14 protein-coding genes and 4 pseudogenes are annotated in these 22,534 nt (G+C 58.3%); 16 read left to right on the forward strand and 2 right to left on the reverse strand.

Going from position 1 to position 22,534, the window contains the following annotated elements:
* The first annotated feature begins 71 nt into the window (after positions 1–71).
* The 10 genes and pseudogenes from nifD to AC0L26_RS28855 all read left to right on the forward strand — a co-directional run.
* Complete coding sequence (gene nifD / locus AC0L26_RS28810) at positions 72–1,574, forward strand: nitrogenase molybdenum-iron protein alpha chain (RefSeq protein ID WP_473635613.1); 1,503 nt, start codon at positions 72–74, stop codon at positions 1,572–1,574.
* Between the two features lie 131 nt (positions 1,575–1,705).
* A complete protein-coding gene (nifK, locus tag AC0L26_RS28815) occupies positions 1,706–3,247 on the forward strand; it encodes a nitrogenase molybdenum-iron protein subunit beta (RefSeq protein ID WP_473635615.1) in 1,542 nt (513 codons plus the stop codon).
* 62 nt (positions 3,248–3,309) lie between these two features.
* Positions 3,310–4,812: a nitrogenase iron-molybdenum cofactor biosynthesis protein NifE gene (gene nifE / locus AC0L26_RS28820; RefSeq protein ID WP_473635616.1), complete on the forward strand. Its 1,503-nt coding sequence runs from the start codon at positions 3,310–3,312 to the stop codon at positions 4,810–4,812.
* Positions 4,809–6,191: a nitrogenase iron-molybdenum cofactor biosynthesis protein NifN gene (nifN, locus tag AC0L26_RS28825; RefSeq protein WP_473635617.1), complete on the forward strand. Its 1,383-nt coding sequence runs from the start codon at positions 4,809–4,811 to the stop codon at positions 6,189–6,191. The genes nifE and nifN overlap by 4 nt, the downstream gene beginning before the upstream one ends.
* Positions 6,157–6,654 (forward strand): nitrogen fixation protein NifX, encoded by a 498-nt coding sequence (nifX, locus tag AC0L26_RS28830; protein ID WP_473635633.1) that lies wholly within the window; start codon positions 6,157–6,159, stop codon positions 6,652–6,654. The genes nifN and nifX overlap by 35 nt, the downstream gene beginning before the upstream one ends.
* 14 nt (positions 6,655–6,668) lie before the next feature.
* Complete coding sequence (locus AC0L26_RS28835; protein WP_473635618.1) at positions 6,669–7,148, forward strand: NifX-associated nitrogen fixation protein; 480 nt, start codon at positions 6,669–6,671, stop codon at positions 7,146–7,148.
* 98 nt (positions 7,149–7,246) lie between these two features.
* Positions 7,247–7,951: a response regulator transcription factor gene (locus tag AC0L26_RS28840; protein ID WP_473606532.1), complete on the forward strand. Its 705-nt coding sequence runs from the start codon at positions 7,247–7,249 to the stop codon at positions 7,949–7,951.
* Between the two features lie 78 nt (positions 7,952–8,029).
* On the forward strand, positions 8,030–8,920 hold the full coding sequence (locus tag AC0L26_RS28845) for a universal stress protein (protein WP_473635619.1): 891 nt from the start codon (positions 8,030–8,032) through the stop codon (positions 8,918–8,920).
* 548 nt (positions 8,921–9,468) lie between these two features.
* The gene (locus AC0L26_RS28850) at positions 9,469–10,224 is read left to right on the forward strand and encodes a class I SAM-dependent methyltransferase (RefSeq protein WP_473635620.1); all 756 of its coding nucleotides are present in this window, start codon (positions 9,469–9,471) and stop codon (positions 10,222–10,224) included.
* Between the two features lie 733 nt (positions 10,225–10,957).
* Positions 10,958–11,062: pseudogene (locus tag AC0L26_RS28855) on the forward strand (transposase domain-containing protein); the annotation flags it as partial.
* A gap of 184 nt (positions 11,063–11,246) precedes the next feature.
* Here the strand turns inward: AC0L26_RS28855 and AC0L26_RS28860 are convergent.
* Positions 11,247–12,128 carry a MurR/RpiR family transcriptional regulator gene (locus AC0L26_RS28860; protein ID WP_473635621.1) on the reverse strand — a complete coding sequence of 294 codons (882 nt, stop codon included), beginning with the start codon at positions 12,126–12,128 and terminating at the stop codon, positions 11,247–11,249.
* 125 nt (positions 12,129–12,253) lie between these two features.
* Here AC0L26_RS28860 and AC0L26_RS28865 point away from each other — a divergent pair, with 125 nt between their 5' ends.
* The 5 genes and pseudogenes from AC0L26_RS28865 to AC0L26_RS28885 all read left to right on the forward strand — a co-directional run bounded on the left by AC0L26_RS28865 (position 12,254) and on the right by AC0L26_RS28885 (position 20,234).
* A complete protein-coding gene (locus tag AC0L26_RS28865; RefSeq protein ID WP_473635622.1) occupies positions 12,254–14,710 on the forward strand; it encodes a GcvT family protein in 2,457 nt (818 codons plus the stop codon).
* 497 nt (positions 14,711–15,207) lie between these two features.
* Positions 15,208–16,464, forward strand: a complete 1,257-nt coding sequence (locus AC0L26_RS28870) for a pyridoxal phosphate-dependent decarboxylase family protein (protein WP_473635623.1) — start codon at positions 15,208–15,210, stop codon at positions 16,462–16,464.
* Between the two features lie 850 nt (positions 16,465–17,314).
* Positions 17,315–18,100 carry an SDR family oxidoreductase gene (locus AC0L26_RS28875; RefSeq protein ID WP_473635624.1) on the forward strand — a complete coding sequence of 262 codons (786 nt, stop codon included), beginning with the start codon at positions 17,315–17,317 and terminating at the stop codon, positions 18,098–18,100.
* 87 nt (positions 18,101–18,187) lie between these two features.
* A pseudogene (locus AC0L26_RS28880) lies at positions 18,188–18,680 on the forward strand (IS630 family transposase); the annotation flags it as partial.
* A 282-nt stretch (positions 18,681–18,962) separates the two neighbouring features.
* Positions 18,963–20,234 (forward strand): ATP-grasp domain-containing protein, encoded by a 1,272-nt coding sequence (locus AC0L26_RS28885; RefSeq protein WP_473635625.1) that lies wholly within the window; start codon positions 18,963–18,965, stop codon positions 20,232–20,234.
* A 107-nt stretch (positions 20,235–20,341) separates the two neighbouring features.
* On the opposite strand, the pseudogene AC0L26_RS28890 reads toward AC0L26_RS28885, so the two are convergent.
* Positions 20,342–21,255: pseudogene (locus AC0L26_RS28890) on the reverse strand (integrase core domain-containing protein).
* A gap of 148 nt (positions 21,256–21,403) precedes the next feature.
* Here AC0L26_RS28890 and AC0L26_RS28895 point away from each other — a divergent pair.
* Positions 21,404–22,355, forward strand: a pseudogene (locus AC0L26_RS28895) (IS481 family transposase).
* Positions 22,356–22,534 lie beyond the last annotated feature (179 nt).

A 22,534-nucleotide genomic window follows, 5' to 3' on the forward strand; every position in this document is an offset into this window, starting at 1 on the left:
CGAGTTGGGGCGCCTGGCCAAGAACGGCGCCTCATCGGTGAGGCGTCATCAGACACCTTGAAAGGGGTCCCATGAGCCTGGAATACGAGAATGATGGTGCTCTCCATGCGAAGCTTATCGAGGAGGTGCTATCGCAATATCCCGACAAAGCGGCGAAGCGCCGCAAAAAACATCTGAGCATCGCGAAGAGCGGGGATGGGGCTGGCGGGGAAAGTGAGATCCTTTCCGAATGCGACGTCAAATCGAACATCAAGTCCATCCCTGGGGTGATGACAATCCGTGGCTGCGCCTATGCCGGCTCAAAGGGCGTGGTCTGGGGTCCAGTTAAGGATATGGTCCATATCTCGCACGGCCCCGTCGGCTGCGGCCAATATTCCTGGTCACAGCGCCGCAATTACTATGTGGGCACAACGGGCATCGATACGTTCGGGACAATGCAGTTCACCTCCGATTTCCAGGAGAAAGACATTGTCTTCGGCGGTGACAAGAAACTTGAGCAGATCATCGATGATATCGAGGTGCTTTTTCCGCTGAACAACGGCATCACCGTGCAATCCGAATGTCCGATCGGTCTCATCGGTGATGACACCGAGGCAGTTTCTCGCAAGAAGGCCAAGGAGTACGAAAAGACCATCGTGCCGGTGCGCTGCGAGGGCTTCCGCGGCGTCTCGCAATCACTCGGCCACCACATCGCCAATGACGCGATCCGCGACTGGGTCTTCGACAAGAAGGATGTCGACTTCGAGGCCGGTGCTTACGACGTCAACGTGATCGGCGACTACAATATTGGCGGCGATGCCTGGGCCTCGCGCATCTTGCTTGAGGAGATAGGATTGCGCGTGGTCGGCAACTGGTCGGGCGACGCAACACTGGCCGAGATTGAGCGCGCCCCAAAGGCCAAGCTCAATCTCATCCACTGCTACCGCTCGATGAACTACATCTGCCGGCATATGGAGGAAAAGTATGGCGTCGCCTGGATGGAATACAATTTCTTCGGACCGTCCCAGATCGAAACCTCCCTGCGCAGCATAGCCAAGCATTTCGGGCCGGAAATCGAGGAGAAAACCGAGAAGGTGATCGCCAAGTACAGGCCGCTTGTCGACGCCGTCACCTCCAAGTACCGGCCGCGTCTCGAAGGCAATACCGTCATGCTCTACGTCGGTGGCCTGCGCCCCCGCCACGTCATCACAGCCTACGAGGACCTCGGCATGGTCATCGTCGGCACCGGCTACGAGTTCGGCCACAATGATGATTATCAGCGCACCGCTCATTACGTAAAGAACGGCACGCTGATCTACGACGACGTTACCGGCTACGAGTTGGAGAAGTTCATCGAGGGAGTTCGCCCCAACCTCGTGGGCTCCGGCATCAAGGAAAAATACCCGGTGCAGAAGATGGGCATTCCGTTCCGTCAGATGCACTCCTGGGACTATTCGGGACCCTATCACGGCTATGACGGCTTTGCCATTTTCGCGCGTGACGTGGATCTTGCCATCAACAATCCGGTCTGGGATCTCTACCACGCCCCTTGGAAAGAACGCCCTCCCAGCGGTCGGGCGATAGCTGCCGAATAGACGCCCTGTCCTGGCCTGGTCTCCCAGAGAGACCATAAACCCCGAGAGCTTGTGAGCCTCGGGATTGCCGGAAACGTCTCGACGTACTGAGCTGCCGGATGGCGCGGCCAGATTAAAAAAGAGGAATACCAATGCCGCAGTCGGCCGAAAAGATACTCGACCACGCTCCCCTGTTCCGCGAGCCGGAATACAGGCAAATGCTCGCCGAGAAGAAGCTGCATTTCGAATGTCCGCACCCCGATCAGATCGTTACCGATCAAGGCGAATTCACCAAGACCTGGGAATACCGCGAAAAGAACCTCGCCCGGGAAGCGCTTGTGATCAATCCCGCCAAGGCCTGCCAGCCGCTTGGTGCCGTATTCGCGGCAGCGGGCTTCGAGCGGACCATGTCCTTCGTCCACGGCAGCCAGGGCTGCGTGGCCTATTATCGCTCGCACCTGTCACGCCATTTCAAGGAACCTGCTTCGGCGGTTTCCTCCTCGATGACAGAGGACGCGGCAGTGTTCGGCGGTCTGAAGAACCTGGTCGACGGGCTCGCCAACACATACCAGCTTTACGACCCGAAGATGATCGCAGTGTCGACGACATGTATGGCCGAGGTCATAGGCGACGACCTGCACAGCTTCATCCAGAACGCCAAAGACGAAAACTCGGTCCCGCGCGACTTTGACGTGCCTTTTGCCCACACGCCAGCCTTCGTCGGTAGCCATGTCGACGGCTATGACGGCATGCTCAAGGGTATTCTGGAGCACTTCTGGAAAGGCCAGCAGCGCACGGAAACCAAGGGGAGCATCAACGTCATTCCGGGCTTCGATGGATTCTGCGTTGGCAACAACCGGGAACTCAAACGTCTGCTCGATATGATGGGTGTGTCCTACACCTTCATCCAGGACGCGTCTGACCAGTTCGACACGCCGTCGGACGGAGAATACCGCATGTATGACGGCGGCACGAAGATCGAAGAGGTGAGGGGGGCACTCGACGCCGAGGCAACGCTTTCGCTGCAGCACTACAACACGCGAAAAACGCTGGACTATTGTGGGCAAGTTGGGCAGGCCACGGCTTCCTTCCATTATCCGCTCGGCGTCCAGGCGACTGACGAATTGCTGATGAAGGTCTCGGCGCTTTCCGGCAAGGAAATCCCCGAGGCAATCCGGCTGGAGCGCGGCCGACTGATTGATGCCATGGCGGACAGCCAGTCCTGGCTGCACGGCAAGAAATACGCGATCTACGGCGACCCGGACTTCGTGTACGCCATGGCCCGCTTCGTCATGGAAACGGGCGGCGAGCCGACACATTGCCTCGCCACCAACGGCACCTCGACGTGGGAATCCGAGTTGAAGGAACTGCTTGCATCCTCGCCCTTCGGCAAGGACGCTCAGGTCTGGGCGGGCAAGGACCTCTGGGCTATGCGGTCGCTGCTCTTCACCGAGCCAGTGGACCTGCTGATCGGCAATTCCTATGGCAAGTATCTGGAGCGCGACACCGGCACGCCGCTGATCCGGCTGACATTTCCGATCTTCGACCGGCACCATCATCATCGCTTTGCGCTCATGGGCTATCAGGGCGGATTGCGCGTGCTGACCACGATCCTCGACAAGATCTTCGACAAGCTCGATCGCGAGACGAGCCAGACGGGCGTGACGGACTATTCCTATGACCTCACCCGCTAGAAGACACGGACCGGCTTTTCGCCCAGGCGGTTCATTGCCGAATTGGCTTTGGGACTGACGCCATGAGCTCGCTCAGTGCGAAGATCCAGGACGTTTTCAACGAGCCCGCCTGCGACAAGAACCGTGGCAAGGATGCCAAGGCGCGCAAGCAGGGCTGCGCAAGGGCGCTGACTCCAGGAGCGGCAGCGGGAGGTTGCGCCTTTGACGGGGCCAAGATCGTCCTGCAGCCGATCACCGACGTTGCGCATTTGGTCCATGCGCCGCTCGCCTGCGAGGGCAATTCCTGGGACAACCGCGGTGCAGCTTCGTCCGGGCCAAGCTTGTGGCGCACCAGCTTCACGACCGACCTTACCGAACTCGAGGTGGTGATGGGGCAGGGCGAGCGGAAGCTCTTCAAGGCGATCCGCGAAATCAAGGAAGCGTATGCGCCACCGGCAGTCTTTGTCTATTCGACCTGCGTGACGGCCCTCATCGGCGACGATATCGAAGCTGTCTGCAAACGCGCCGCCGAAAAATTCGGCTTGGCCGTGGTTCCGATCAATGCGCCGGGCCTGGCCGGCTCCAAGAACCTCGGCAACAAGCTTGCCGCCGAGGCGTTGCTCGACCATGTCATCGGCACGGTGGAACCCGACGACGCCGGGCCGTACGACATCAACATCCTTGGTGAATTCAACCTTTCAGGCGAATTCTGGCTGATAAAGCCGCTCCTCGATCGGCTCGGGATCCGGGTTCGCGCCTGCATTCCGGGCGACGCGCGCTATCTCGACATCGCTTCCGCGCACCACGCCCGCGCGGCTATGGTGGTGTGCTCGACGGCCCTCGTCAGTCTAGCCCGCAAGATGGACGAGCGCTGGGGCATCCCTTTCTTCGAAGGCTCCTTCTACGGGATTTCGGACACTTCGGGGGCACTCCGCCAAATTGCTACACTGCTGGTGAGGAAGGGGGCCGATCCGGAAATCCTGGACCACACAGAGACGCTGATCGTCGAGCAGGAGGCGATTGCATGGAAGAAGCTCGAGGCCTACCGAGCCCGCCTTCAAGGCAAGCGCGTGCTGCTCAACACGGGTGGTGTCAAGTCCTGGTCGGTCGTCCATGCGTTGATGGAGATCGGCATCGAGATCGTCGGCACCTCGATAAAGAAATCCACCGTCGAAGACAAGGAGCGCATCAAGCAGGTCCTCAAGGACGACAATCACACATTCGAGCAGATGCCAGCGCGCGACCTTTACGCCATGCTCTCTGGAGGCAAGGCCGATATCATGCTGTCGGGCGGGCGCACGCAATTCGTCGCGCTCAAGGCCAAGACGCCTTGGCTCGACATCAACCAGGAGCGCCAGCACCCGTATGCCGGTTATGACGGCGTGGTGGAACTCGTACGGCAGATCGACCTCGCCATCCACAACCCGATCTGGGCCCAAGTGCGCGAGCGCGCTCCGTGGGATTGCCCACCCCATGTGAAGGACGAGTTGCCGGGCACGAGCAACGACACTGAGAGCCTACAGGCCGTCCGGGTATCCGCCGGCAAGACGCCGTCGAATTTAATGGACGTTGAGGAGATGCGATGACCCGTATCCTTCCCCAGACCAAATCAGCCGCGGTCAACCCGTTGAAATCGTCACAGCCGCTGGGTGCAGCCTTGGCCTTTCTCGGCATCGACGGCGCCGTGCCGTTGTTCCACGGCGCCCAGGGCTGCACCAGCTTCGCCCTCGTGCTGCTCGTGCGGCATTTCAAGGAAACGATCCCCCTACAGACCACCGCGATGGATGAAGTAACAACCATCCTCGGCGGGTCGGACAATCTGGAAGAGGCGATCCTCAACCTCAAGACTCGCACGAAGCCAAAGCTGATCGGAGTCTGCACCACGGCCCTGGTGGAAACCCGTGGCGAAGATTGCGCAGGCGACATCGCCGACATCAAGCTGAAACGGGCGGCGGAACTTGCTGGCACGGAGATCGTCCTGGCCAACACGCCGGATTTCGCCGGCGCCCTCGAGCAGGGCTGGGCCAAAGCTGTCACCGCGATGATGGAAGGGATTACGCGACCTGGTAAACGGGCGCGCCAGTCGAAGAAGATCGCAATCCTGCCCGGCTGGAACCTCACGGTGGCGGATATCGAGCATTTACGCGAGATGGTCGAAAGCTTTGGGCTTCAATCGGTGATTTTGCCGGACCTCTCAGGCTCGCTCGACGGTACCGTGCCAGACCACTGGGTCCCGACCACCTATGGCGGTACGAGCATCGAGGATATCCGCGAGCTCGGCACGGCTGGGCACTGCATCGCCATCGGCGAGCATATGCGCCGCCCGGCCGAGGTCCTTTATAGGGCGACCGGCGTGCCTTACGTGCTGTTTCAGTCGCTGACTGGATTAAAGGGCGCCGATCAGCTCTTTTCCCTGCTGTCCGCTGTTTCTGGCCAGCCTGCGCCGGCAAGTGTCCGCCGCCGGCGGGCGCAATTGCAGGATGCGCTGCTCGACGGACATTTCCATTTCGGAGGCAAGAAAATTGCGATCGCAGCTGAACCAGACCAACTCTACCAATTGGCAACCTTCTTCGTCGACTTGGGCTCCGATATCACGGCGGCGGTCACGACGACCGATATGTCGAAAATTCTGGAAAAGGTACCGGCGGAGTCGATTCAGGTCGGCGATCTCGGCGATCTGGAAGCGCTTGCGGGCGGCGCGGATCTTCTGGTCACCCATTCACATGGACGCCAGGCGTCGCAACGCCTTGGCATTCCGCTCATGCGCATCGGCTTCCCCGTCTTCGACCGGCTCGGCAGCCAGCACAAGCTCTCGATCCTCTATCAAGGAACCCGTGATCTGATCTTCGAGGTTGCCAACCTGTTCCAGGCCGACCGGCGTGCGCCGACGCCTGAGGAGCTTGATCCATTCCGCAGGCGGCAAACGCCAGGTGAGCCCGATGCGTCGCCTCTCACTCGTCACTGACGAGATTCACCGTCCGATGCGTGAACGACAAGCAGGCGCCTTGCGGGTGGCAATCGCTACTCAGGACGTCAAGCAACTCAATGCCCATTTCGGGTCGGCCAAGCGCTTTGTCATCTACGATATGACTCGCGAGGAGTGGGAGCTCGTGGAGGTCATCGAGTTCGACGACGTCTCCGACGAAACTGGGAAACAACGGGCCGAGCGGGATGACCGCATCACACCGAAGGTTGAAGCTCTGAAGGGCTGCCATCTCCTGTTTTGCCTGGCGATCGGCGGACCCTCGGCAGCCAAGCTTGTTTCGGCAAAAATCCATCCGATCAAGGTGCGGCAGGCTCAGAGCATCCAAGAGGTGCTGTTTCGCACGCAGGTAATGCTCAGGACCTGCCCTCCACCTTGGCTGCGCAAGGTCCTGGCTGAAGCCGGCGTTGCGAAACAGAAACCGTCCTTTGAGGACGACGACTGAAATGAGGAGGCGAAATGACCGACCCTGCGGTTAGCCCTGGTGTCGCCGAAGACGAGGTGGCGCTTGCCAGCCCGTTTCTCCAATCCCTCCTACGGCTTATCCGTGCTCAAGATTCCCACGGGTCATGGGACGGCAAAGCGGACGCTGAGTTGCTCGCCGACTTCATCGTCAGCAAGGAACAGCGCCGCACGATTCCACTCATCGGAGATCCCGATTCGGACGTGCTGTGGAGGCTCGACAAGTTCTACACTGCCGTCGCCCTAGCAATCGAGGAGCGCTGCGGCCTGATGGCAACACCGATGATCGAAATGAGCCATGAGGGCTTCGGGCGCGTGCTTTTCTCCGCCGGGAGGCTGGTCGTTCTGTCCAAGACCCTGCGAGACGTCCATCGGTTTGGCTTCGAGACGTTCTGCAAACTCGCCGCGGCCGGTTCGAAACTGGTCGACGATGCCATCGCAGCCATCGAAACCTATCCCGAGGTGGCGCGTGCGTAATGGAAACGGGTTTGAGCAAAGGGGTCATGACAGGTCTTGAGCGGCGCGATCTACTCAGCCGATGCGGTCCAGGCCGATGGGCTCATGAGGCAGCGGCGATGAAGCCACTCGTCCTGATCTGTTCCCAAGATGCCGAGCTCTATCTGTTCCTCAGCCACATACTGGAGGTGGACGGCTTCGACAGTGAACCGGCAGGGGGCGCAAAGGAAGCGCTTGCACTGGCGGACGAACGGGAATTTCAGGCCGTGGTGCTGGACTGCGGGCCAGCGAGCATATCCGGCTCCCCAATCTGCTCCCGGCTCAAACAGCACCCCCGGACCGGCGGTCTGCCCGTTATCGCCCTGATCGCGCCCGGCGCCGAGAACCAGCACCTCAGCCTCCTCAAGGCTGGCATTGACGAGAGCTTTGTGCGGCCGATCGCGCCGGCCAAGCTGCTGGACTGTCTGCGAGCGAAGCTGGCGCTGCCCCTACGGGGCGAAAATGGTCTTGAAAACGGCGGCTGGCTCTCCTGTGGCGGCCTCGAGATGAAGCTCGATGCCCACCGGGTTCGCGGCAACGGCCACGACATTCATCTCGGACCCATCGAGTTCAACGTGCTGCGGCTATTAATCAAAGCCCCCGGGAAGGTCTTCAGCCGGGACGAACTTATCCGGGCGGCCTGGCCGCCCAACATCCATGTCGGTGCACGCACCGTCGATGTCCATATCAGCCGGATCAGAAAAGCCCTTCAGGCGGCTTCGCCCGGCAGCGTCATTCGAACCGTCAGGTCGGCCGGCTACTCGCTCGATAATCCGGACGGCTAAATCACCTGCCAGGTCTGGTCCCACAGCTCTTTCCCCGCTGTGAGCTGGTTCGGCTTGAACTCGGGAGGAAATAGGCAAATGGGTTTCAAAAGCGTACTCTGCGTGACCGGCGCTGACGGTTCCGATCAGGACGTCAGAACTGCCGCCCGCTTGTGTGCCGAAGTCGGCGCGCATCTTTCCGTGCTGATCCTACCGCCTCCGATGCTCATCATGTCGTATTATCCGTCGATTGGAGATGGTGTCCACGAATGGCCTGTGGGACGTGGACTGGCAATTGCCCGATTGAACGATCGTTTTCGGGCAATCGATCGATTTACACAGGACGTGGCGAGACTGGAAAGACGCTCCAAAGATCTCCAGAAGCTGCTGGGATCCATGTCGCTCTCATTTGACATCGACACCGACTGCTGCGATCCGGCTAGCCTCGGTGAATTGGCACGACAGCGGGCGCGCTGTTCCGACCTCACGATCATCGGACCGGGGCTTCTCAATGACGAGACTCTCGGACCTCCGGTAATCAACGGCTGCTTGTTCGATACGGGAAAGCCTGTGCTCGTTGTGCCGAAGGGGGCTGAGGCGACCCTGTGGCCACGACGCGTCTTGGTCGGTTGGGATTCGCGCGTCGAGGCTACCCGTGCGGTTCGGGAAGCGCTGGGGCTCCTCTGCGTTGCTGAGGACGTTCGTGTCGCCCTGGTCGACCCTAAGACGAACTACAACGGGAAGGACGCGGAGCCTGGCGCCGACATCGCTGCCTATCTCACTCGACACGGTGTTCGGGTGTCGGTTGACCTGCTGCCAAGTGCCGGTAAATCGGCTGGCACGGTGCTTGCGCGGCACGCGATCGACACGTCTGCCGAATTGATCGTGGTGGGCGCTTATGGCAGCCGAGGATTACGTGAGCGGCTCTTTGGCGGTGTGACGCGATGGATGTTCGAGAAGCCGACATTGCCGCTGTTTTTGGCGCGCTGACTCGTCCGGAGTTGCGACTATGCTGTTCGACGCTCTGTCTTTCCCGGGTGACCTATTCTGATGCCAGATGGAGAAGAATGTGAATGCCGCGCCACCGGGAATATGTCCCCTTCTTCTAATTGCGCCTGTGGTTCTGCTCACGCAGGTGACTCTGCACGCGCAGATCAAGTGCCGCGCAGGGCCGCTAGTCGAGGCAACCAAATCTCGGCTTGTCAGGGGGGCGAACCCGAGCAAATAGAGCCGCTTCAGCGCGGCAGGTCCAGTTGCGGACCCATTGCTGCCGGAGCGCACCCTCCGTGACACACCATGTTCTGCCTCAAAATCGAAAGCTCGGATCGTACGAAAGCAGAACTGAAGACCTTCTGTTCGTTGCGACGGTGATGCCCGCCAGGAACTACAATGACGCCAAAATGCTTGTGGGCGCATAGCCATCAGTCATGTTAACAAAAGTGAAAATAAATATCCATATTTTCACTATTTAATCCAACAGTTACGTGTTTAAATTTGGTATCGTAGGTTAATAAGGCATAAACATGGAGATTCTGGCCGTGAACGACGAAAAGGACAGATACATATCAGAACTTGAGTCATATTTTAGCGAAGATTATCTTCATTTTGCTGATTTGGCTAATCCGCCTGCGGAGAGCGATCGGGAAGTAGAAGCAATTTGGAGGTTGCTTTCACTTGAGCATGGCAACTCAGTTCTTGAGCTCGGATGCGGTTATGGGCGTATTACCAATCGGTTGGCGGAAAAAGGAGCGCGGGTAACCGGATTGGATATTTCGCCAATCTTGCTGAAAAAAGCCGAAGCGGATGCGGCTGAACGCCGAGTAGAAGTTGAGTATACTCGTGGGGATATGCGCTCACTCCCCTGGCGAGATCGGTTTGACGCGGCCTTTCTGTGGTACACGACGTTTGGCTATTTCGATGAAGCTGACAATGAGAGAGTCCTTCATGAAGCTGCTGCTTCACTTCGAAAGGGCGGGCGTCTGCTAATCGATCAGATCAATCGCTTCTCTCTGCTGCGTGAACAGTCGCCTACTTACGAGATCCTGCAGCGCGACAATGACCTAAGAATCGATATAATCAACAACGACGCGCTGACCGACCGTCGAAACTGCGATAGGATCATCGTCCGCGGTGGTTGCGTAAGACGTATGCGTATTTCTATCAGACAATATGGGTTTTCCGAATGCATTCGGATGTTGCGAAGCGCGGGGTTCGATTCTGTTGAAGCCTATGGGAAGGAAGGCGAAGAGTTTACATCCTATGGCCGGCGCCTCGTCGTCGTCGCGTACAAGTAATTGGGCGGGCAGGGACTTTGGTCATTCGCCGTTCATCGGCGGGTATAGCCAAGCTTGAGGTGCCGTAAAGGTAGAGCGCCGACCCATCCTACTTGATGATGGACATCTTGGAACCGATGAAATCGCTGCGTTACATCGCGCTTGCTTGCCGCCGCAGCCTGCTATCATATATGCTTGGTCGAGCAGTTGCGTTTCGCAAGTAGCGGTCAGAAAACTTGGGCGAGTTCTGCGACGACAGTCCTGTTCATCCTTTCGACGGGCCGTTGGTCCACGGGTGCCTTGGTCGTCCGGTGCTCGATGTCGTTCGTGGCGCATCGAACGTATGGGCCCAGAAGCGCTCGCCGTTTGCGATGGTCTCCTTGATCAATGGCACGGCCGAACCGCCGGCGGGGCGTCATGAACTGGATACCGTTCTCGGTTAGCGCGGTGTGGACCTTCTAAGGAACGGCCGCGATCAAGCGTAGCAAGAAGTCTCTTTGAGACGGCGGTGGTGGTCTTCTCCTGCAGTTCCACGCCTGGGATCAAACATCCAGCGTTCAAACTCGCCATATGGCCCGTGGATCAGCTTCCGATACAGCGTGCTTCGTTGAAGATAGTCACTTGCGTTCATGTGTCCTCTCCTTCGCGTCAATTGCGACAGAGAGAGCCTAAGCTATGCCGATCCAGCTACCGCTACGTTGAGGAAAGTGTTGGTAAAACTTGCTCACTCGGCGTAGTTCGCCGGTCGGCATAAACCTGCAAGCTCAATGGTGTCGAACCGCTCGCCTATCTCGCCAATGTCCTCACCAGGATCGTCAACGGCCACCCCAACAGCCAGATCGACGATCTCCTGCCTTGGGTCTGCATCAACAAGCTCGAGCTCAAGGCCGTGGCCGGAGAACACCGCCTACGATCTAGCCGACCGGGGCGCCCAGAGAAGCGGCCTCCCGAGGCCCCCCCAGATCAACGAGCCTTAGGCAGGTTTTGCACTGTCGCCTGAACAGCCGTCGTGCCGGCGGATCAACATCGATAAAAAACTATCGTTATTTCTGTGCCACCCAAAAGGCTTGATTGTCCCTGCGGAGGTCTTCGTAAGACTTGATACGGGCTTTTGCCGTTTCTCCTCCATGAGACACCAACAGGGCCATGAGCATGTCGATCACGGCTGTAGCGCCAGCGTAACAGCAAAAATGATGCGTCGACATTACAGAGATGATGATCGTTTCATCGGCAGCGAAATTTGACGATACGATTTCACTGTCGGAAATGAGAATTAGTTTCACGCCTTTGCGATGCGCGAATTTGCAAGCATCTATCGTTTCACGCGAATATGGAGTGAACGTTATGGCAATCATGACATCGCCCTCACTTGCGGTATGCAGTTCGTCCATTGCGCTATTCATGTGTCGTGGCACCAACTGCAACGTGGTCAAAGCCATGCGACCGACATAATGGAGGTAATAGGCCACTGAATAGCTGGCTCTGGCCGCAGTTAGATAGACTGTACGTGCTTCCAGAAGCAGTGTCACGACCCGATGCATCTGCTCGGGAAGCTGGCACCTCAAGGAGCGCTGCACGATGGCCATAGCGTTCAGCGAGGCGTCGGCCTGCACCTCACCTAGTGCGCCATTCTCCCTCAAACGTTCAATCCATTCGGGCTGTTCAACACCGGGGGAGGCCGAGACAAGCGCGTGCCTGAACGGCTCGCGTAGCTCATCATAGCCGCTGAATCCCAACCGCTTGGCTAAACTCACAAGGGTATACGTGCTAACACCCGCCTTGCGAGCCGTCTCCCGGATAGAATCTAGGCCGAATTCCGACGGGTGGTCCACGATGTACTTGGCGACCGTTCGCAATCCTCGCGGCAACAAGGGGATCTTCTCCTTGAGCCCGGATGTGATGCGAGTTTTTAAGGTGGGATCCATTTGAGCGCCCAAACCGGTGCAAAACAGGTGTTATTTCCTGCGAACATTTACTCAAAATGTTTTTTGTGACAAGTGCTTTCGCATCAAATTCGAGTGGACAAATCCAAACTTCGTCGGAGGGAAATGTGGCTGATATACTGCCTTCGCATGCGTCTGTCGTTGTCATCGGTGGCGGCATCATGGGGTGCTCAACTCTCTATCACCTTGCAAAGATGGGTGTAAGCGACGCGATCCTGCTGGAGCGTAACGCGCTGACATCAGGCACAACATGGCATTCTGCTGCCCAGGTGCGGGCGCTTCGTCATTCTCGTAATCAGACGCGGATGATCCAGTATTCGATAGAACTTTATTCCCAACTTGAGCAAGAAACGGGCCAATCTGTCGGCTGGATACAGAAGGGAGCGCTCTCGATCGCCACAAGTCCGGACCGCCTAACGCATATCCGGCGGCAAGAGGCGCTGGCACAGGCCTACGGCATCAAAGCCCGATCCATCTCTGTTGGAGAGGCGAAGGAACGTTGGCCGCTAATGAATGCAGACGATGTCCTAGGCGCGGTGTGGTCCCCCGAAGATGGGCGCGTCTCTCCCTCTGATGTCTGCGCCGCATTGGTAAAGGCCGCGAAGAAGCTAGGCGCCAAGCTGTTTGAAAGTACCGGTGTTAACGGCGTATTGACGGACAACGGGCGTATCCGCGGGGTCGAGACCTCACAAGGCACGATCATGTGCGACGCGATTGCTCTTTGTGCTGGGCTCTGGTCCCGTGAAGTGGGGGCGATGGCGGGGGCGGAAGTCCCGGCGCTGGCGTGCGAACATTTTTACCTACTGACTAAGCCTGTCGACGGCATTGTGGGCAACATGCCAACGCTGTCGGATCAAGACAACCACTTATACATCCGGGATGATTCTGGCGGGTTGCTTGTTGGCTGCCTTGAGCCGATGGGCAAGCCAATCGCCCCGGGCGTCCTGGATGAAACTTTCGAATTCGGCCTGTTACCGGAGGATTGGGATCATTTCGAACCAATGATGATCAACGCGTTGCGCAGGCTGCCCGCACTTGAGAGGGCTGAGGTGAAGATGCTGCTGAACGGGCCAGAAAGCTTTACGCCTGACGGCACATTCATGCTTGGCGAGACAGCCGAGACCCGGGGGCTGTTCCTTGGCTGTGGGATGAACTCTTTGGGAATCGCTTCCGGCGGCGGCGCGGGGATGAACCTGGCCCATTGCATAGTGCATGGCCACACTGCCTATGACCTCGCCGAAGCCGAGGCTAAGCGCTTCGCGCCTGTCTTCAACAACCTAGAGCATTTGATGGCCCGTGCGCCAGAAATCCTTGGCACTCGCTACGACATTGCCTATCCTGGCAAGCAGTATAAAACCGCCCGCAATTTGCGCGCTCTATCGCTGGACAAGGAGTATCGCGGGGCAAAGGCCCATATGGGTCAGTTTGATGGGTGGGAACGGCCGCTCTATTTTGGGAAGATTGCGGAGCCTGTTCTGCGTTTCGACCGGCCTGATTGGTTCGAGAATGTGCGTGCAGAAGTCATGGCCGCGCATCAGCAGGCCGCAATCTTCGACTCCTCCACCTTCGGCAAGATTGAGATCCAAGGTCCGGATGCAGAAACCTTCCTCCTGCATGTTTGTGCCGGCCACATGACACGCCCGCCTGGCTCGGTGATTTACACTGCGATGCTCAACGAGCGCGGCACCTTCGAATCGGACCTGATCGCGCACCGGATTGCTCAGGATCATTACCGCCTATTCGTCGGCACGACTACAATCAAACGTGATCTCGCTTGGCTTCGCCGCCACTCTCAAGGCCATAACAACGTCACTCTGATAGATAGCACGGAATCTTACGCGGTTCTTGGCCTGATGGGGCCGGAGTCAGCGCGGATCGTCCAAGAATGCGGGGCAACAGCGGAACTGGCCAAGGTTGGGTATTTTAAGCATGGCACGGTATATCTCGCTGGAAAGCACGTGCGTGCGGCGCGAATGTCTTATATCGGAGAGGCTGGGTGGGAGCTGACCTGCCGGGCGGATGATGTACCAGTGGTGTATGCGGCGTTGGTGGCAGCAGGAGCCAAGCCGGCTGGACTGTTGGCACAGACCTCCATGCGCATCGAGAAGGGCTTCTGCGCCATGGGACTTGAACTTGATGGCGATATCACCCCGATCGCCGCAGGACTCGATTTCGCAATCCGTAAGGGAAGCGGCTTCATCGGGGCCAACGCATTGGCGGAAGCTCGAGTGCGTGGTGAGGTCTCGCGCATGATCTCGCTTACGTTTGATGACGACACCGCTGTGCCTTTGGGGCATGAGCCGATTTATCTGGATGGCCGGATTGTAGGTCAGACGTCCTCATGCAGCTTCGGTTACCGTGTCGGGAAGCCCGTGGGACTCGGGTGTGTCCGTGAACCGCTGAAGGACGGCGTCCGGGTGAAGGTCGACATCGCTCGGCGAATGCTAGATGCCACGGTCACTATCGGCCCGCTCTTCGACCCCGAAGGCAAGCAAATGAAAGGTCGAGGAAGAGGCGAAGTGACGCCCGATGTTAGTGACAGCCATGCGGTGCGGTTTGAGTAAGTCCAAGTTTGCAGCGGTTACTCACGCTCTCCACCACAAACAAATGCCAGAATTACTTCGCTGCGGCAGGCCACTATGCAACATGATCGGATTCGGCTCCAGTCGTCTGACTCTTACCCAGAGGGCGTGCCATGTATTGCTTTGGCATTCGCCCCGAGACGTTGCGCGAGTTCGACACTTTATGTGCAACGCCCACATCGTACCTGCCGGAAGCACGCATTCTCAATATCGGCTGCGATCATGTTTCTGATCGTCATTTTTCGCAAGATGGAAGCTGGCGGGCGCAAATTTCGATGGCGTGACGTAGTGCTCGGACGAGAGCGCGCGAAGCGGGGTCGTCTCGGTGGACTAGCCTGCAGCAAAGCGCGGCTAAGCTAGATCCGAAAGATCCCTCGCGCGTATCGCTTGACCTCTTAGGCGTCGGCAATCTTTCACCTGATATGGGCCATGTTTTTACCTGACATGGGCATGCAGCAAATAATTGTGAGGAGGCTCAATTGAAAACCATCCCCGAAAAGGGTGTCGCCAAAAATGTCGTCATGCAGGAACTCAAGCGAATGAAGTTGCTTGATTTCGATTGGCGGGCTGGCCGGTTGCCATCTTACACCTACTTCCTTGATGACGATGCGTTAGACGTCCAGCGTGAGGCCTATGGCGAATTTATTGCCGAAAATGGCCTGGGGGCAGGGCGGGCTTTCAAGAGCCTGGAGATGATGACCAACGACATCAAGGGGATGGCAAAGTCGCTTTTCAATGCGCCCGACGATGCCGGCGTCTCCTTCACCTCTGGCGGTACTGAAAGCGTTTTCATGGCGGTAAAGACGGCCCGGGACCTTGCGCGACACAAACGGGGCGAGCCGCAGGGACGCTACAACATTGTTGCCTGTGTCACCGCGCATCCTTGTCTTAACAAGGCTGGAGAGCTTCTCGGCGTGGATATCATTCGAATCCCGCACACCAAGGAGTTTAGGGCCGACCCCTCGTTGATGCGCTCTGCCATCACCGACAAGACCATAATGCTGTTCGCATCAGCTCCCAATTATCCCTTCGGCACCTTTGATCCGATAGCAGAGATCGGCATGCTTGCACAGCATTCAGGTCTTCGGCTTCATGTTGACGGCTGCTGGGGCGGCTTTCTCTCACCATTTGCCGAACGGCTCGGCTATACGGTGCCTGCGTGGGACTTCCGGGTTCTAGGGGTATCCAGCCTGTCGGCCGATATCCACAAGTTCGGGTACGCAGCCAAGGGTGCCAGTTTGGTATTGTATCGGTCAGCCGATGACCAGGATCATGAAGCGTTTTCCTTCAGCGGGTGGCCTCGGGGAACATACTCCACCCCCACATTCCTAGGGACCCGGGCCGGCGGCGCAATCGCGTCCGCATGGGCGGTAATGCACTACCTTGGCATGGAGGGCTATCTGCGCGCGGCGAGGCTCACGATGGAGGCAACCATGCGGCTTATCGCTGGCCTGAACAGCATTCCCGACATCGAGTGCCTGGCGCCCTACGGCGAGAGTAACCTGATCTCCTTTGTGTCGCTGGACTCGGCGCTTGACATCTACGCAGTGGCCGATCGCCTGGAAGAGCGCGGTTGGCTGCGCGGGCGTATGCGCGAGCCCCGGGCGATCCAACAGGGCGTCAATCCAGCCCATCTGGCCACCGTCGAAGAGTATCTATCGGCCGTGCGGGAAGCTATCGAGTTTGTACGTCGGAACGCTAGCGCGCCGGTCGCTTACGACGAACATAGCTATTGAAGGTCATCCATTGGCCAACAGGAGATCGTCGCCTGTCGGCGATGATCTCCGGCTTGCGGGGCCCTCAACTGATACTGTCGGATCATTGGCCCTCGCAGCGTTGATGGATTGAGAGTTTGTGTTTGTGAAACAAGCGCCTCCGCAGGCGGCCAGTCGCGGACTGCAATGCGGGCAAAGTATTTCTCGGACAAGATGCCAGAAATCTATCAATGCAAGGACAACGATAGCAACGCCATTCCGCCGCCAGACCAGTTGGCTGGGGAGCCTTCGCCAACATCCCGTCCCAGGGCCGAACGCATGTTCTGCCGCTCAAGGATTTCTCTGCCGGATTGCAACGAGATACGACCGTCTCGAAACCAATTCCCTCGCCGCACTCTGTATCGCCGCGACCGTCAGCTTCTCGTTATCAATCCGGACCCTAATGAAGCCCGGCCAAGGACGAGACCCTTGTTAAATCGCCAAATTTCTTCCAGTGATCGCGTCATCAATGGAACCTGCAGCTGGCCGCGCTGCGTACTCCGCCGCACTCTGATCCATTTCGTCTTTTGGGCAAACGGCTTCGTCACGTCCACACCGCGCGGCCCGCCTCTGTCTTTTAACAGGGATTATGACCAGGCGGCCATGATTATAAATTCATGATGAAGAAGTCTTAACGATAATTCACTCGTGATTACTTTATGTTGTAGTATTGTAGGGCAAACTCGCCAGTCACCACTTCGAACAAAACGCAAAGAGCCAAGCTTATCAAAGCCTTACTTGTGAAGGACGCCCTGACGTCCGCCCCCTGCGTCTGCCGGGTCCTTCGGCTTGCCGCCGTACCCGTCGCCACCGTGTAAGAGGAAGTTAGATCGTGGACCAGACTTCACAGGCTACCACATTCGCCGGCAAGGTGGCTCTGGTGACAGGCGCGGCGCGGGGCATCGGATTTGCGATTGCCACGCGATTTATCAACGCCGGTGCACATGTGGTGATGGCGGACCTCTCCGAGAGCGACCTGAACGCCAGCATTTCGACCCTGCCTTCGGACTGTGCTGGCCGGGCCATGGCGGTGCGTGCGAATGTGTCCAAAGACACTGATATCACGCGAATGGTCGAGGCCGCAGCGGCCCGATTCGGGCGGGTCGACATCTTGGTCAACAACGCTGGAATCTCTCCGAAACACGGCGGACGAAAGGCAACGGTTGAGGAGATGCTCGCCGCGGAGTGGCGTCAGGTTCTGGAAGTTAACCTGACAGGCGCCTTCCTTTGCTGCCGGGCCTGCCTTCCCCACATGCGGGCGGCGAAATGGGGCCGGATCATCAACATCGCATCGGTAGCCGGCCGAACGAAAACCGAGATTGCAGGAGCCCACTATGCCGCGTCCAAGGCCGGCATGATGGCCCTTGCCCGCACCCTTGCCGTTGAAGTTGGCTCAGCGAACATCACGGTGAATTCCATTGCGCCGGGCCGCATCGAAACACCAATGGCTGCCGCAGCTGGTGCCGAGCTTAACCAGGCTTACGTCGCCCGCATTCCTGTCGGCCGACTTGGCACCGGCGAAGACATCGCCGCTGCGGTCGCCTACCTGGCATCTGAAGACGCTGTCTTCCTCACTGGTGTGACGCTAGATGTTAACGGCGGTTCGTTCATGATCTGATCCGCTTGGGAGTTCTAGTGGATCGATATCGACACGAAAGATCCGGCTTGCCATTCCGTAGTGGGCGTTGATGTGCGACCCTGCGACATGCGCACGAGGATTACATTTGACTTCACCGCCGCTGACGGGATTCGCCTTGAAAATATCGTCGCGACTGGCAACTCGCCACAGAAGCATGTGTGGCGGGCCAAGATCATTTAAATGAGCGACGGCTTGGGAAGGTCGCGATGAAAGTGACGGCAAGCCAAAGACGTGCGTCTGGCGCTGGCGAGAGCGGTTCATATCTGAAGGCGTGGACGGCCTTCTGCGCGACAAGAGCAGGCCTCGCCGGTATTGCGCCACTTGATGGCGAATTGGCAAAAGCCGTCGGGGTTGCAGCCTCCTCCGTCGTCAAGATTTGGCGTCGGTGAAAAGAGCCAGAGCCAGGCACTCGACCGAACACAGCCGGGTCTCACCCTGAGGAAGGGGGCGCGGCGGCACGATGACCCATGACCATAAAGACCACGGCACAATTACCCTGTTTGCCGCCCTCGATGTTCTCGATGGATCGGTGATCGGCCGAAACATGCAGAGTCACCGTACGTCGCCGGAAGCCATCTGGCTTCACAACGGCTAACGCTTAGACTGAGGCTTCCCCAATACGGCTTCCTGCCTGAGCGCGCTGCGACCAACGCCGTCAGCTATACCTTTTTCCTGAAACACGGTCATCTACAACAGAGACGTCAAAAGAATTTACAGAACCTTTACGACCACAAATCGCCGACAATGATAAATTCACCACGAGATCAGAGGTCAGGGTCGGCTGACAAGGCCGATACTGATTTATGTCGGCTGTCGTCCAGCAGGCAACGTCGGAGTCAACATGGCAAGAAGAGCTCTTATCCTGATTGAAGGCCATAAGGGTAATGGCCTAGCATACGTCCAAGCAGCCCGTCGTCTTGGCCTTGATCCAATTACTCTGTCCGCTGATCCAGCTCAATACGAATACGTTGCGACGGAAAGTGTTCAGGCAGTCCGTATCGAAACAGACAATCTCGATGCCATGATCCACGAATGTTTCCAGCTACGCACCGGCAATGACATTGCCGGCATTACTGGCTTCTCGGGCGACGACGAGTTAGTCTGTGTGGCAGTTGCCAAGCTCTGCCGACATTTCGATCTACCGGGGCCGAACCCCGCATCGATTGAACTGTGCTGCGACAAGTTTGTTCAACGTCAGATCTTAACGGAGGCCGGCGTTCCAATGCCTGCTTATCGCTTGGCAGTAAATGCGACGGAGGTAGAGACTTTTGCCGCTGAGATTGGCTTGCCGGTAGTTCTCAAGCCTGCCGAAGGGAGCGGAAGCAAAGGTGTCCGATTGTGCCGTAGCGTCGACGAGTTGGTGGAATACACGACCTATCTGCTGAAGGGCGAGTACATATGGCGCTCGTCGCCAAGGGTACTAGTCGAAGAATTCGCACAAGGCCCCCTTTATAATGCTCAGATAATGGGCAGTGACATTATCGGAATTTCCGAGAGTGAGTTCGGTCCCCCGCCGCACTTCGTTTCTCGGGAGTTGACCTTTCCGATCCTGCTACCTGATCAGGAGCGTGAACGTATTGCCGATATTTCGCTAACTTGCTTGCAAGCTCTAGGCCTCGGGTGGGGGCCAGCAAACATTGAATTCCGATGGACAAAGCGCGGCCCAGCCATGATTGAGGTCAATCCGCGCCTTGGCGGTTCTCCCGACCCACAACTGGTCCAACTCGCTTGCGGCGTCGATCTTATCACGGAGCACGTCAAGCTTATCATCGGCGACGAATGCAATTTGGTGAAGAGCCATTCGCACACTGCGATTGCCCGAAAGCTGATCGCTGATCGCGATGGCATCCTTGAACGGATCGATGGCGACCGTCGGGCGGCTGCTATTCCAGGTGTCGCCGAGGTTAGATTCTACGTTCAGCCCGGCACACCGATCACAACAACAGGCGATTCTCGAGACTGCATCGGATATGTCATTGCCGCTTCACCGCGTCGTGCTCGGACCAAAGCGACACTCGAGCGTGCCGTCGACTTAATCGATTGGCCGATCACGCCGTTTGCGACTCCAGGCGTACCGGAACAATTTGCGGCCCTTGATTTCCCGGACCAATGACGGGAGGCAGTTTGCCAAACTGGCGCCAGCGTGGTCGTCTGAACCGTATGAGGAAGCTCGTACCATGGTCATGCGCGGTGCAATTGAGCTCGCAGATCTCGCCCTGTTTAGTCTGGCATTTGCTGGAGCGGATCAAGCTTGAAGCGTTCGGGCTGTGCGGCCCAAACCTTGCAAATGAACTCGTGGGGCGTGAGGCCGTTGAGAGTCTCGAGCCTGCGTCCGAAATTGTAGGCCGAGGTGAAGTCGACAAGGTGCTGGCGGAGCTGGCCGTGGCTCTCACAGTAGAAGCGCCTGGCGTTTCTTCCTTGACAGTCCTGTTCATCCTCTCGACCCGGCCGTTGGTCCACGGATGTCTTGCCGGTCGTTCGGTGCTCGATGTCGTTCGGGCGCAAGCGTATTCGAACGCATGGGCCCAGAAGCGCTCACAGTTTGCGATGCCTCCTTGATCAATGGCACGGCCGAACCGCCGGCGGGGCGTGAGCGCGGTGTGGCCCTTCTAGGGAACGGCCGCGATCAAGCGTAGCAATAAGTCTCTTGAGACGGCGGTGGTGGTCTTCTCCTGCAGTTCGACGAAGGCGAACTTCAAGATGAGGTCCATGGCGACGAACATGTGCAGCTTGCCTTGTTCGGTGCGCACCTCGGCCACGTCGATGTGGAAGTAGCAGGTCGGCTTGTCGCATTATACATCCGGCAGTCGGCCGATGCCATGGCGTCGCAGACAGCGATGCAATGAAGACCGCGTCAGGTGCGGGATCGTCGGTTGCAAGGCGTAGAAGCAATCGTCCAGCGGCAACAGAGTGTAGCGCCGGAAGGCGACGATGACGGCTTCCTACTTGAGCGAGAGCACCTCGGCTCTCTCGGACCGGTCGGCAGATCGGCCACCGAGGTCCGCTCCCGCCATTTGGCGACGGTCTTCTGGTTAATCCCGTAGCGTTTGGCGAGGCCCCTCAGGTTCTTGACTGTGTATCGCTCGACGGACTGCCGTAGTCGTCGTGGCGCTCCCATGGAGAACCTCGCCCATAGCGCATCCCTTGATTCGAAGGACAAGGAGCCCCATCAAAGTCTGGGATCAAAGATCCCTCTAGATGTGAGCTTTCGGGAGGTTGTCCATTCGGACCGGACCGAGGAGACTGGAGTTACCAGGCTTCAGCATCCACCGGAGGGTCCGAATGAACATCCACAAGAATGCCCGTCTCACGCCGCTGCGTCGAGAGGAGATGGGCGTTGTCGGTGATAGAAGACGCTTTTCCAAAGCCCATGCAGCGCGCGTCTATGGCGTGTCGGCCAAGATCGTGGCGCGCTGGGTCGAGCGCTATAAGACCGAAGGGCGGGCCGGCATGGTCGACCGCTCGTCTCGGCCCACCGTCATGCCGGGCATGACCGAACAGGCCATTGCCGAGCGCATCGTCGCCTTGCGTCGCCAGCGGCTGACCGGCAAGCACATCGCCAACGAGACCGGCGTCTCGCCCGCCACCGTCAGCCGGGTTCTCAAGCGAGCCGGACTGTCGCGGCTCAGGGATATCGAGCCGGCCGAACCGATCCGGCGCTACGAGCGCGAGCATCCCGGCGACATAATCCACATCGACATCAAGAAGCTCGGGCGATTTGAACGGTTGGCCACCGCATCACCGGCGATCGCACCGGCCAGTCCAACAGTCGCGGCGTGGGCTGGGAGTTCGTCCATGTCTGTATCGACGAGTCCCGCATCGCCTGCTCGCAAATCATGCCCAACGAGAAAAAGGAGAGCGCCATCGCCTTCGTCAAGGCGGCGGTCGCCTATTACGCCAGCCTCGGCGTCACCATAGCGCGCGTCATGACCGACAGTGGCTCCTGCTACAACTCGAAGGCTTTCGCCGAGGCCTGCCGCGAGCTCGGCCTCAAGCATTCCGCACAAAGCCCTATACGCCCGAGACCAATGGCAAGGCCGAGCGCTTTATCCAGACGGCGCTGCGCGAATGGGCCTATGCCATCGCCTATCCGACTTCAGATCACCGCGCCGCCCAACTGCCTGTCTGGCTGCACAGATACAATTGGCATCGCCCGCACGGCAGCCTAAAATCCAAACCGCCTATCACTCGCCTGGCTCTAACCGAGGACAACCTGTTGAGGCTCCACATTTAGAGCACGCCCTGTGATTTATCGATTGCATGTGACGGCTGGCGTTTTGCGGAGATTGGGGCTGTTGAAGACGTCCGCTGATTCACCTGAGGATTCGCGATGCTCGTACGCATCCGGTGAAGACCGCAGACGTGCGTATCCGGTGGCCATGAGGACCTGAGCACCGGGTCAAGCTTTCGATG

The sequence above is a fragment of the Mesorhizobium sp. WSM4823 genome (genome assembly GCF_055811195.1).